Below are 12,638 nucleotides of genomic sequence, written 5' to 3'. Positions count from 1 at the left end.
CCGCAGGCCACACGGGGTTCACGCGCCGTTGACGCGCCGAGACCGCCGCTGATAGACACACACATCAATCCCGCCGGCGTCCCCCGATCACCCTGATCCAGTAGGTCAACCAGCCATCCCTGTGCGAGCGATGACGCGAGGTCACCGACCCATGAACAGACACGATCAGCCCAACAGAGGACGTCTGCGCCCCCGGCTCCTCGCCGCCGCAGCCGCCGCCGCGCTCACCCTCACCGCCGGTCTCGCGACCCCGCTCAACCCGGCCCCGCAACAGGCCCAGGCCAAGGGGAGCCAGCAGGCCAAGGAGGGCAAGAAGGTCCTCACCGTCGCGGTCGCGCAGAGCGTCGACTCGCTGAGCCCCTTCCTGGCCTCGCGCCTGCTCAGTACGAGCATCCACCGGCTCATGTACGAGTACCTGACCAGCTACGACCCCGCGGACAACCACACCGTCCCGGGCCTTGCCACCAAGTGGGAGCCGTCCGCCGACAAGCTCACCTGGACCTACACGATCCGCTCGAACTCCAAGTGGTCGGACGGCCGGCAGGCCACCGCCGCGGACGCGGCGTGGACGTTCAACAAGATGATGACGGACCAGGGCGCGGCCACCGCCAACGGCAGTTTCGTCACCAACTTCAGGAAGGTCACCGCCCCGAGCCCCACCCAGCTCGTCATCGAGCTGAAGAAGCCGCAGGCCACGATGGGCGCGCTCGATGTGCCGATCGTCCCCCAGCACATCTGGGAGAAGGTCAAGGACTTCTCGAAGTTCAACAACGACCAGAGCTTCCCGATCGTCGGCAACGGGCCGTTCGTCCTGACCGACTACAAGCCCGACAGCTATGTACGGCTGAAGCCGAACAAGACCTTCTGGCGCGGCGCCCCCAAGTTCGACGAGCTGGTCTTCAAGTACTTCAAGGACCAGGACGCCGCGGTGGCCGCCCTGCGCAAGGGCGAGGTCTCCTTCGTCGCGGGCTCCCCCGCGCTGACCCCGGCCCAGGCGGCGTCCCTCAAGGGCGAGCCGAACATCAAGGTCAACGACGCTCCGGGCCGTCGCTTCTACGCCCTCGCCACCAACCCCGGCGCCCAGTCCAAGGACGGCAAGCACTTCGGTGACGGCGCCGAGTCGCTGCTGAACCAGAAGGTGCGCCAGGCGCTCTTCATGGCGATCGACCGGAAGACCATCATCGACAAGGTCTTCCAGGGCCACGCCGTCGAGGGCGAGGGATACATCCCGCCGCGCTTCTCCACGTACTACTGGAAGCCGTCGGCGAGCCAGGAGCTCGTGTACGACCCGGCCAAGGCGGCCCAGCTCCTCGACGCGGCGGGCTACAAGAAGAACGCCGACGGCAAGCGCGTCGAGAAGAACGGCAAGCCGATCGACTACCGAATCCTCTGCCACGCCACCGACCCGAACGACAAGGCGGTCGGGCAGTACGTGAAGGAGTGGTTCGGCAAGCTCGGCATCGGCGTCACTCTCAACTGCCTCGACAACGTGACCGACCCCTGGCTGGCCGGCAAGTACGACCTGGCGTTCGACGGCTGGTCCGTCAACCCGGACCCGGACTTCGTGCTGTCCATCCACACCTGCGGGGCGCTGCCCGCCACCCCCAAGGACACGGGCGCGACGGACAACTTCATCTGCGACAAGAAGTACGACGAGCTGTACGACCAGCAGCTGGCCGAGTACGACACCGCCAAGCGGGCGGACCTCGTCAAACAGATGGAGTCGCGGCTCTACGACACCGGGTACATGAACGTCATGGCGTACCCGAACGCGGTCGAGGCCTACCGCACCGACCAGATCAAGTCGATCGAGACGATGCCCAGGGCCGCGGGCAACATCTACGGCCAGGACGGTTACTGGAGCTGGTGGTCGGCGGTTCCGGCCGACGCCTCCGGTGCGTCCTCCGACGGTTCGAGCTCGACGGGCGTCATCATCGGCATCGTCGCGGGCGTCGTCGTTCTCGTGGGCGTCGGGGCGTTCTTCGCGATGCGACGCCGCGCCACGGCCGAGGACCGCGAGTAGACCTCCCCGTCCGCCGTCCCCGTATCCCGTCGCCCGACGCCCACGGGGACCCCATGAACGTACGAGCGAATGAGTAGTTCATGACCGCTGAGGCAACACCCTCGCTGGTCGAGGCGACCGACGGTCCGGCCCAGGCCGGGCCGTCGGTCCGCGGGCCACGGGCGCGCACCACCACCGCGTATCTGCGGTATGTGGCGGGCAAGTTGGGCGGCGCGGCCGTCTCGCTGCTGGCCGTCCTCGTCACCAGCTTCTTCCTCTTCCGGCTCATCCCCGGCGATCCGGTGAAGTACATGACGGGCGGCCGTCAGGTCTCCGCCGGGCAACTCGCCCACTACCGCGAGGAGTTCGGGCTCGACCTGCCGCTGTGGCAGCAGTTCACCGACTACTGCGGCAAGGCCCTCACCGGCGACCTGGGCACCTCGTACCAGTTCCGGGCCCCCGTCATCGACAAGATCTCCGAGGCGCTGCCGAACACCCTCCTGCTCACCGGCACGGCGTTCGTCCTGTACACCGCGCTCGGCATCTTCCTCGGCACCCGCTCCGCCTGGCGCAACGGCGGCAGGAGCGACCGCCTCAACACCGGTCTGGCCCTGACGCTGTACTCGATCCCGTCCTTCTGGCTCGGTCTGCTGCTCATCATCGTCTTCTCGGTGGGCATGGGGCCGATCCCGGGCCTGTTCCCGACCGGCGGCATGGAGTCGGGGGGCAAGGAGGGCTTCGCGTACGTCCTCGATGTCGCCCACCATCTGATCCTGCCGGTGGTGACGCTGGTCGCCGTCGAGTACGGGCAGACCCTGCTGGTCACGCGCTCGGCGCTGCTCGACGAGATGGGCAGCGACTATCTGACGACAGCGCGCGCGAAGGGCCTTCGGGACGATCTCGTCCGCCGTCGGCATGCCGTGCCGAACGCGCTGCTGCCGACCGTCACCCTCATCTTCATCAACCTCGGCCGGACGGTCGCGGGAGTGATCCTCGTCGAGACCGTCTTCTCCTGGCCGGGCCTGGGCGGGCTCTTCTACCAGGCGCTGAGCGTGCCCGATCTGCCACTGGTCCAGGGGCTGTTCTTCGTCTTCGCCTCGGCGGTGATCGTGATGAACACCCTGGCCGATCTGATCTATCCGCTGCTGGACCCACGGGTGGGCCGATGACCACGACCGAGTCGGACGGGCCGATGACAACCGAAGCAACCCCGCAGGTGGCCGCAGTCGGCCCGCGCACCCTCGCCTGGCAGCGCCGCCGCCACTCCGCCGTCCGCTTCTGGCGGCAGTACCGCACCCACCGGGCGGGCGTCTTCGGACTGGCCGCCCTCGCCCTCTTCGCCCTGATCGCCCTTTCCGCGCCGCTGACCGTCGGCTCCGACGTGCAGAGCGTGACCGACGCGCCGGGCGGCCCGATGGAGAGCCCCAGCGCCCGATTCCCGCTCGGCACCGACCAGTTCGGGCGCAATCTGCTCGGGCTCGTGGTGTGGGGTGCCCGGGTCTCGCTGCTCGTCGGGCTGCTCGCGGCCGTGCTCTCCGTCGCGATCGGCGCGCTCATCGGGATCACCGCGGGCCACTTCCGCGGCTGGTACGCGACCGTGATCATGCGGATCACGGACTGGTTCCTGGTGATGCCGACGCTGGTGCTCGCGATCGCGCTCATGACCGTGATGTCGCGTTCGATCGGCACGATCATCCTGGCGATCGGCGTCACCACCTGGCCGACGACGGCCCGGCTGGTGCGGGCGCAGACCCTCGCCGTGGAGTCACGGCCCTACATCGAGCGGGCGAAGGCGCTCGGCGGCGGGCACTGGCACATCATGTCCCGGCACGTGCTGCCCAATGTGATGCCGCTGGTGCTGGCGCAGACCACCCTGATCATCTCCTCCGCGATCCTCGCCGAGGCGACCCTCGCCTTCCTCGGCCTCGGTGACCCGACGGTCGTGTCCTGGGGCGGACTGCTCCAGGACGCGCGGGAGGCGGGCGCGGTCAGCGCGGGCAAGTGGTGGTACCTGGTGCCGCCGGGGGTCGCGATCGCGGTGGTGGCGCTGGCGTTCACGCTGTGCGGACGCGCGGTCGAGTCGGTCCTCAACCCCAAGCTGGGGGTGACCCGATGAGCACTCCGGCGAAGCGGCGTCTGCTGGAGGTCAGGAACCTCGAGGTGACGTACGCGGGCGGCGCGGCCGCCGTGCGCGGCGTGGACCTCTCCCTCGACGCGGGCCAGAAGCTCGGTATCGCGGGTGAGTCCGGCTGTGGCAAGTCCACACTGGCGCTCGCGCTGCTGCGGCTGCTGCCCACGGGCACCCGTACGAGCGGGGAGATCCTGCTCGACGGCGAGGACGTACTGACGATGAAGTGGGGCCGGGTGCGGGCGGTCCGCTGGGCGGGCGCCTCGATCGTCTTCCAGGGCGCGATGCACTCCCTCAACGCCGTGCACCGCATCGGCGACCAGATCGCCGAGCCGATCCTGCTCCACAAGAAGGCGACCCCGACGGGCGCGAAGAAGAAGACCGGCGAGCTGCTGGAACACGTGGGTCTGCCCGCCGCCCGCGCGAACGCCTACCCGCACGAGCTGTCCGGCGGGCAGCGCCAACGCGTCATGATCGCCATGGCCCTGGCCTGCGACCCCCGGCTCGTCATCGCCGACGAACCGACCACGGCCCTCGACGTGATGATCCAGGCCCAGATCCTGCGCCTGATCGAACAGCTCGTCGCCGAGCAGGAGTTGGGCCTGATCATGATCAGCCACGACCTCGCCGTGCTCGCCGACACCTGCGACCGGCTCGCGGTGATGTACGCGGGCCGTGTCGTCGAGGAGGGGCCGGCCCGGCAGGTGTACGAGGCGGCCCGGCACCCGTACGGCCAGGCGCTGTCGGCGGCGTTCCCGCGCATCGGCGACGCCGCCTCGCGGTTCGCGCCGCGCGGACTGCCGGGCGATCCACCGGACCCGTCGGCGCTGCCGTCCGGCTGTACGTTCCATCCCCGCTGTGCGGTGGCCCTGGACAGCTGCGCCACCGAGGATCAGGCACTGCGGGAGGCGGGTGCGGGGCGGTGGGCCGCCTGTGTGCACGCCGGCGCGACCGTCCACGAGCCGGGCACCCCGGCGGAAGAAGCCAGGAGCAGTGCCCCATGACCACCACCCCTGTGACCTCGCCCCCCGTCACCACGGCTCCCCTGCTCCGGGCCGAGGGCCTGCACATCGCCTTCCCCGGACGTCACGGCGCCGCCCGCGCGCGTGCCGTCGACGGGGTCGACCTCGACATCCGCCCCGGCGAGATCGTCGCCCTGGTCGGGGAGTCCGGCTGCGGCAAGACGACGCTGGCCCGCTCCCTGCTCGGTCTGGTCCCGCCGACCGACGGCCGCGTCACCTTCGACGGGGCGCCGCTCGACTACTCCGCACGCGCCCTCAAGGCCTACCGCAAGCGCGTGCAGCTGGTCCTGCAGGATCCCAGCGGCTCGCTCAACCCCCGGCACACGGTGTACGACGCGGTGGCCGAGGGGCTGCGCATCCACAAGTACGGCGGCGACGAGCGGGCGGCGGTCGCCGAAGCCCTCTCCCGGGCCGGTCTGCGCCCGCCGGAGCGCTTCTTCCTGCGCTACCCGCACGAGCTGTCCGGCGGCCAGCGTCAGCGCGTCGTCATCGCGGGCGCGCTGGTCCTGGAGCCCGAACTCATCGTCGCCGACGAGCCGGTGGCCTCCCTCGACGCGTCGGTACGCGGCGAGATCCTCGCCCTGCTCCTGCGGCTGCGCACCGAACTCGGCCTGTCCGCCCTGGTGGTGACCCACGACCTGGGGCTGGCGTGGAACATCGCCGACCGGGTCGCCGTGATGTACCTGGGCCGGATCGTGGAGACCGGCGAGGTGGAGAAGGTCCTGACCGCGCCCCGGCACCCGTACACCCAGGCCCTGTTGTCCGTCCTCCCGGAGGCACCGGGCGACCCCGTGGTCCTCACCGGCGAACCCCCGGACCCCTCCCGCATCCCCGCCGGCTGCCGCTTCCACGCGCGCTGCCAGATCCTGGCGAGCGGAGAGGCCGAACGGGCGGGCGTCGCGGACGCGTGCCGAGGCGAGGACCTGGAGGTACTGAACGGCGGCGGCGAGGCACAGGTGGCGTGCCACTGGGCACGGCTCGATACGTGAAGCGGGCGGCGCGGGGACGGACGCTCAGTACGTGAAAAGGGGCGCCCGGTGCCTTTGAGAGCACCGGCGCCCCTGTCCCGTACGACGGGTCACTCCCCGTCGTACGCCTCGATCAGCTCGCGCGAGCGCTTCACATCGTCGGCGATGGCTTCCAGCAGCGCCTCGATGGAGTCGAACTTGGCCATGCCGCGGACGTAGGCGAGGAAGTCGACGGCGACGTGCAGGCCGTACAGGTCGAGGCCGACGCGGTCGATGGCGTACGCCTCCACCGTGCGCTCGGTGCCGTCGAACTGCGGGTTCGTGCCGACGGAGATCGCGGCGGGCATCGCCTCGCCCTCGACGTGCAGCCAGCCGGCGTAGACGCCGTCGGCGGGGATCGCGGTGTGCGGGAGGGTCTCGACGTTGGCCGTGGGGAAGCCGAGCTCGCGGCCGCGCTGGGCGCCGCGGACGACGATCCCCTCGACGCGGTGCGGGCGGCCCAGGATCTCGCGCGCGCCCTCCACGTCGCCCTCGGCCACCAGCCGCCGGGTCAGGGTCGAGGAGAACGGCTGACCGCCCCCGGCGGAACCGCTCACGTACAGCTCCACCACCTCGACGTCGAAGTCGTACGTCTTGCCCTGCTCGCGCAGGAAGTCGACGTTGCCGGCCGCCTTGTGGCCGAAACGGAAGTTCGGGCCCTCGACGACGGCCTTGGCGTGCAGCTTGTCGACGAGCACCTTGGCCACGAAGTCGGCGGGCGACAGCTTCGAGAACTCGGTGGTGAAGGGGAGGATGAGCAGCGCGTCCACGCCCAGATCGGCGCACAGCTCGGCGCGCCGGTGGTGCGGGGCGAGCAGCGGGGGGTGGCTGCCGGGGCGCACGACCTCGCTCGGGTGCGGGTCGAAGGTCACCACGACGGAGGGAACGCCCAGCTCACGGGCGCGGTCCACGGCATGCTTGATGATCAGCTGGTGTCCGCGGTGCACCCCGTCGTAGGAACCGATGGTGACGACGCTGCGCCCCCAGTCCTCGGGGATGTCCTCCAAGCCACGCCAGCGCTGCACTGTGACCGCTCCTTGTCGAACCCGTGTCCATGATTGCCTCATTCGCAGCTCTAAGGGTGCCATGCCGAGTGCGCTCGGTTCGCATCGGCATCGGGGTGTGACGCATCGCGCACGGTTCAGGCCGGAACCCGTGGCCCGGAGAGGTTCTCGATCATGCGGCGCGTGCTCGGGCCGACCACCCCGGCCCACTCGTCGGGAGAGCCGGTCAGCCAGCGCGCCACCAGGGTCGCGAAGCCGGGAACCCCACGGGCCAGCTCGACCAGACAGCGGTCGAACCCGGTGGCTCCGGCCGGGGTGCGGACGAGGAGCAGGCCCGTGCGGTGCACCAGCTCCCGGGTGGGTTCCTCGCCCCGGCGAGCCGCGCCGTCCGCGGCGGCCCGCAGCAGGGTGTCGAGAACGGCAGGGTCCTGCTCGTGCGCGAGCAGCAGGTCCAGCAGCTCGCGCCGCAACGGGCCGCACTCCCGGCTGTCCGGCGCCGCCAGGACGGCCGCGAGGGCCGCCCGCACCGGAGCCGGGCAGCCGACCAGCAGACCGGTGACCAGCGGGAAGAGGACGGATCGTGCTGCGGAGCCGTGTTCGAGGCGCCGGTCGACATACGCGGCCACGTGCGTGGCGGCCTCGGGACACAGCTCCACCACTTCCCTGACCAGCACCCCGACGCGGCGGGCGAGCGCGGGCGTGGTGACGTCGGCGAGGGTGCGCAGCGCCTCCGAGGTGTCCGCGCCCGGCTGTCGCAGCCGGACCCGGAAGGCTTCGAGCACCGGGTCGGGATGCGTGTTCAGGGCCGCGACCAGCGCGCTGGCGGGCAGCCGCGGATCGCCCGCGGCGAAGCGCTCCAGCGCCTGCGGCAGGTACCGGGCCCGCGTCCACGGGTCCCGTACGAGCAGGGCGAGCGCGCCGCCGTGCAGCGTGCAGTCGGCGGGGCGGGCGAGCAGGGTCAGCGCCGCGTACCGCAGCAGCTCGCGGTCGGCCTCGGTGCGCACATGCGGCGCAGCGCGCAGCCCGTACGCCATCGCCGCCACCCGCCGGGCCGGGCGCTCGTCGTGCGCCCACCGGTCCACCGCCCGGCAGACGGCCGAGGGCTCCTCCTCGGCGAGCGCGGCCAGCAGCTCGTCCCCGCGCCGGTGGGCACGGTCGACCAGGGCCTCCGCGAGGTCGTCCAGGGCGCGCCGCCGGTGCGCGTACAGCAGGGCCTGCGCGGCGGTCGCCACGGTCGCGTGGGGCGTCGCGGGCAGCGGCCGGTCGTCGTCGAACCAGGGGGTGAGGTGGGGCTGTACGGCCTTGGGGTCGGCGGCGAGGAGCCGGGCGACGGCGTCCAGGTAGCGCGGGGCCTCGGGGGGACGGCGGCGGTGGGCGCCGGAGGCGGTGCGGGACCCTTCGGCCGGGCTCGCCTGTCGCGGCGCCCCGTCCACCACGACCAGGCGCCTGAGCAGGTCGAACCGCTCCGCCTCCGGCAACGGCAGCGCCTCCCAGAAGGAGGGCCCGAACTCCGCCGGCACACCCCGGCCTTCGGTCCGCCACGCCACGATCCGCTCGGCGAGCAGCCTCAGCACCCGGGTGTACGGGGTCGCGTCGGGCACGCGCACCAGGACGTCGGCGAGGAGGTGGGTGGCCCACCAGGTGCCGTCCCCGGCCGGGCCACCGTCCTCGGCCGGGCCACCGTCCTCGGCCGGGCCACCGTCCTCGGTCGGGGCGGACTCTTCCGCCTGCAGGTCCTCGACGGCCTCGACGAGGTCTTCGAGGCGGCGGGCCAGCGCACCGGCGCCCTGGTGCCGGGCCAGCAGGAGGAGGGCCTGCACGACAGGGCCGATGCGGTGACGCGGGACGGGCACGGATCGGCTCTGGGCGGATGGGCGTACGGGCGTGCGCTGGGCCGGTACCCGTTCGGAACGCCAGGCTTCGCGGCGCCGGTGGACCAGGGCGTGCAGGGCCGGATCCAGGTCCAGGTGGGTGCCCTGGATCCAGTCGGCGAGCTCCTCGTGGGCGAAACGGTAGCCGCTCCCGGCGGGGATCAGGAGGCCCTCGGTGAGGACGGCGCAGGCCCAGCCGGAGATACGCCCAGGGCGGCCTCCCGGGGCGGGGCCCCAGGGGAAGACGGCCTCGAAGGACACGCGGTCCAGCTGGCCCTGGCCGGGCCCCAGACAGCGCCGCGCGGCCTCGTGCACCTGGCCGGAGACCTGGGCCGCGAGCCTTCGTACGGCCGTGCCGCGCAGTCCGTTCGCCGCCGCGAGCCGGACCGCGACGCGCAGGCACATCAGGTCCAGATGGGCGGCGAAGACCTCGTCCCGGTCGAGTGGCCGGGGCGGCGGGTCCGGCAGCGCGGCGCGCACCTCCGCCAGCAGCCGCAGCGTCAGCGGATGCCGCGCGTCGGCGGCCACCAGCGCGTCCTCGGGGATCCCGGCCCGCGACCGCAGCCGCCGCGCCTCCTCCTCGGTCAGCTCGCCCAGCCGGACGCAGGGCGGAAGCGACGGCTCCGGGTCGGCGTCGGCCCGGTGCAGCGACTCCGCCGGGAATCGGGTCCCCGCCTGCTCCCAGTACTCGGCACGGCAGGCGACGACGAGCCGCGCCCCGCTCGCCCGCAGCCACTCGGCCGTGCCCGCGGTCCACTCGGGCAGGCGGTGGGCGAGGTCGGGCGGCATCTCCTCCGGTCCGTCGAGCAGGAGCAGCAGTGGCCGTCCGGCGGCCCGTGCCAGCCGGGCCAGCCGGTCGGGACCGATGTCGCCGAGCTCTCCGTCGTACCCGCCGGGCGGCAGCACCCCCGGCTCCCGGTGCGCCCCCTCCTCCGGGGCCGCCACGATCCGCCCCGCCCGCTCCAGCGCCCGGGTGGCCGCGTCGGCGACGGAGGTGTCCGTGGCGAGGAGGTCGGCTCCGCGCAGCCAGAGTGTGGGGGCCGGCTCGGCGCTGCGGGTGCGGCGGGCGGCGAGCGCCGCGAGCTCCGTCGTGCGGCCGCTGCCGGGTGGGCCGACGAGTCCGAGGACGGCGGCCGGGCCGCTCTCGAAGGCCGCGAACTCCCGTACGAAGGCGGCCCGTTCGACGGCGGCGGGTGCCGCGCCCTCGATGCCCGGGGAGGTCGCGGCTCCGGGGCCGTCCGAGCCCACCGAGGTCGCCGTGAGTTCGAGTACGCCTGCCGGATTGAGATCGGCCCCGTACGCGGGGACGGTGGTGGCGTTGCGGTCGAGGAGTTCGGCAAGCGGACCCGTGACGCCGGGAGTGCGCAGGAGGACCGCGAAACCCGCGGCCCGGTGCTCGGTGTGCAGCGCGGTGCCGAGCACTCCGACGACCGCTCCGGTCGCGGCGTCGAGGACCGGCCCCCCGGCCGCCCCGCCACCCAGCCGGAGCGCGTCCGCGCCGGCCGTGCCGATCGCCAACTCCAGCACCTCGTCGAGGAGATGGAAGCGATCGGTCGCCGTGTACGTCACGGTGGTGCTGCCCAGAACACGGGCCTCGCGCCAGCCGCCCGCGGGGATGCGGACATACGTGCCGGTCTCGACCCGCTCGCGCACGGTGACGGGGAGCGGGTCGAGGCCGAGGCCCTCGGTGCGTACGAGCGCCAGATCGGTTTCGGGGAGCGGGGTCACGGCGTCGGCGGTCACCACACAGCTGCGGTCGCCGGGCGCGTGCAGCACGAGGCGGGCCAGACCGTCGACGGCCTCGTGGCTGGTGATCACCGTGCCGTGGTGGTCGGCGACGAAACCCGTGCCGCGCGGACGTCCGGCCAGGTCGCAGACGCGCACCAGAATCTCGTCCCGCGCGCGGCCGGCGTCCTCCGGTGTCTGCTCGTGCCCGGTCCGCGGGCCCCGTCCCGCCATGCTCGAACCTCCCCGCCGTGCTCTTTCTTCCGACGGTAGGCGCCAAATGATCAGCGGGACAGATCACGCGAGAAACGCGCCCCCTTCTGCTCCCTCGGTTCACTCCGAGCGCCTGCCCGAAGGGGTGAATAGGGCAGGGCGGATGGATACACCCTTGGGTGGGGGAACCGAGGGGGGACCGTGGAGCGGCGGGCACGAAACCCCGTGACCGCCGCTCCACGGGCAGGCGCCCGAGCATGAAGGGGCTTCGGCCTGAGCCTCAGCCTTGTCCTCAGCCGAACACGGCGAGGCTCTTCGCCTTGCCCTTCTCTTCCTCCACCAGCGCGAGGAACCGGCCCTCGGCGTCGAACACGGCCACCGCGCCGACCCCCGCGTACTCCTCGGGGATCTCCAGGCGTACGCCGTTGAGCAGCAGCCGGGCCCGCTTGGCGTCCACGTCCCAGCGCGGGAACGCGGCCGCGGCGGCCTCGGCGATCGGCATCACGGTCAGCTCCTCCTGGAGCTGGTCGAGGGTGCGCGCGGAGTCGAGCTTGTACGGGCCGACGCGGGTGCGGCGCAGAGCGGTGAGGTGACCGCCGACGCCCAGGTCCGCGCCCAGGTCCCGGGCGAGCGCCCGGATGTACGTCCCGGACGAGCAGACCACGGAGACGACCAGGTCGAGCACCGGCGTGCCGTCCTCGGCCACGGCGTCCCGGATGTCGTACACCGCGAAGGAGGAGACCGTCACCGGGCGGGCCGGGATCTCGAAGTCCTCTCCCTCGCGCGCCCGCTTGTACGAGCGCACGCCGTCGATCTTGATGGCGCTGACCTTGGACGGCACCTGCATGATCCGGCCGGTGAGCTTGGCGACCCCGGCGTCGATGGCCTCCCGGGTCACCCGAGAGGCGTCGGTGGACGAGGTGATGTCGCCCTCGGCGTCGTCCGTCAGCGTGTCCTGGCCGAGCCGGATGGTCCCCAGATACTCCTTCTCGGTGAGCGCGAGGTGCCCGAGGAGCTTGGTCGCCTTCTCGACACCGAGGACGAGCACGCCCGTCGCCATGGGGTCGAGGGTGCCGGCATGTCCGACGCGGCGGGTCCTGGCGATCCCGCGCATCTTGGCGACCACGTCGTGCGAAGTGAAGCCCGACGGCTTGTCGACGATGACAAGCCCGTCGGGCGTCTTGGTCTTCTGCGTCATTCCGCGGCGTCGCCGTCCGTCTCGTCGTCCTCGCCCGGCTTCTTGTACGGGTCCGCGTCACCGGCGAAGGTGGCACCGGCCGAGACCTCGCGCACCTTCGCGTCCGAGGCCCGCGCCTTGTCGAGCAGGTCCTCGATCGTCTTGGCGGTGTCCGGCAGGGCGTCCGCGACGAAGGTCAGCGTCGGTGTGAACTTCACGCCCGCCGCCGCGCCGACCGCCGAGCGGAGCACGCCCTTGGCGCTCTCCAGGCCCGCGGCCGCGGCCGCGCGCTCCTCGTCGTCCCCGTAGACCGTGTAGAAGACGGTCGCCTCCCGGAGGTCCCCGGTGACCCGGGTGTCCGTGATGGTGACATGGGTGCCGAGCCGCGGGTCCTTGATCCCACGCTGCAGCTTCTGGGCCACCACCTCTCGGATGAGGTCCGCCAGCCTCTTGGCACGCGCGTTGTCGGCCACTGGTCCGTCTCCTTCT

The 12,638-nt window shown here is 72.3% G+C and carries 9 protein-coding genes; 5 read left to right on the top strand and 4 right to left on the bottom strand.

The genetic code is table 11. The annotated features are described in order from the left end of the window. The first annotated feature begins 151 nt into the window (after positions 1-151). The 5 genes from ACZ7M2_RS46960 to ACZ7M2_RS46940 all read left to right on the top strand — a co-directional run bounded on the left by ACZ7M2_RS46960 (position 152) and on the right by ACZ7M2_RS46940 (position 6,141). Positions 152-2,023 carry an ABC transporter substrate-binding protein gene (locus tag ACZ7M2_RS46960; RefSeq protein WP_471600491.1) on the top strand — a complete coding sequence of 624 codons (1,872 nt, stop codon included), beginning with the start codon at positions 152-154 and terminating at the stop codon, positions 2,021-2,023. An 80-nt stretch (positions 2,024-2,103) separates the two neighbouring features. After that, a complete protein-coding gene (locus ACZ7M2_RS46955) occupies positions 2,104-3,171 on the top strand; it encodes an ABC transporter permease (protein ID WP_471600490.1) in 1,068 nt (355 codons plus the stop codon). Between the two features lie 23 nt (positions 3,172-3,194). After that, on the top strand, positions 3,195-4,118 hold the full coding sequence (locus ACZ7M2_RS46950; protein ID WP_471600511.1) for an ABC transporter permease: 924 nt from the start codon (positions 3,195-3,197) through the stop codon (positions 4,116-4,118). Beyond that, a complete protein-coding gene (locus ACZ7M2_RS46945) occupies positions 4,115-5,134 on the top strand; it encodes an ABC transporter ATP-binding protein (RefSeq protein WP_471600489.1) in 1,020 nt (339 codons plus the stop codon). Before ACZ7M2_RS46950 ends, ACZ7M2_RS46945 begins: the two co-directional genes overlap by 4 nt. Then, entirely contained in the window at positions 5,131-6,141 is a 1,011-nt protein-coding gene (locus tag ACZ7M2_RS46940) for an ABC transporter ATP-binding protein (protein WP_471600488.1), read from the top strand. Before ACZ7M2_RS46945 ends, ACZ7M2_RS46940 begins: the two co-directional genes overlap by 4 nt. 89 nt (positions 6,142-6,230) lie before the next feature. On the opposite strand, the gene ACZ7M2_RS46935 is transcribed toward ACZ7M2_RS46940, so the two are convergent. The 4 genes from ACZ7M2_RS46935 to rbfA form a co-directional block, all read right to left on the bottom strand. Then, the gene (locus ACZ7M2_RS46935) at positions 6,231-7,184 is read right to left on the bottom strand and encodes a bifunctional riboflavin kinase/FAD synthetase (protein WP_352052468.1); all 954 of its coding nucleotides are present in this window, start codon (positions 7,182-7,184) and stop codon (positions 6,231-6,233) included. Positions 7,185-7,300: 116 nt separating this feature from the next. Continuing rightward, positions 7,301-10,993, bottom strand: coding sequence for a trypsin-like peptidase domain-containing protein (locus tag ACZ7M2_RS46930; RefSeq protein WP_471600487.1), 3,693 nt, complete (start codon positions 10,991-10,993; stop codon positions 7,301-7,303). Positions 10,994-11,264: 271 nt separating this feature from the next. After that, positions 11,265-12,170, bottom strand: coding sequence for a tRNA pseudouridine(55) synthase TruB (gene truB / locus ACZ7M2_RS46925; RefSeq protein ID WP_054232826.1), 906 nt, complete (start codon positions 12,168-12,170; stop codon positions 11,265-11,267). Beyond that, positions 12,167-12,622, bottom strand: coding sequence for a 30S ribosome-binding factor RbfA (rbfA, locus tag ACZ7M2_RS46920; RefSeq protein WP_054232827.1), 456 nt, complete (start codon positions 12,620-12,622; stop codon positions 12,167-12,169). The genes truB and rbfA overlap by 4 nt, the downstream gene beginning before the upstream one ends. Positions 12,623-12,638: the final 16 nt, after the last annotated feature.

It is taken from the genome of Streptomyces sp. NPDC111507, from assembly GCF_055638955.1.
This window is presented reverse-complemented; position numbering and strand designations above follow the sequence as displayed.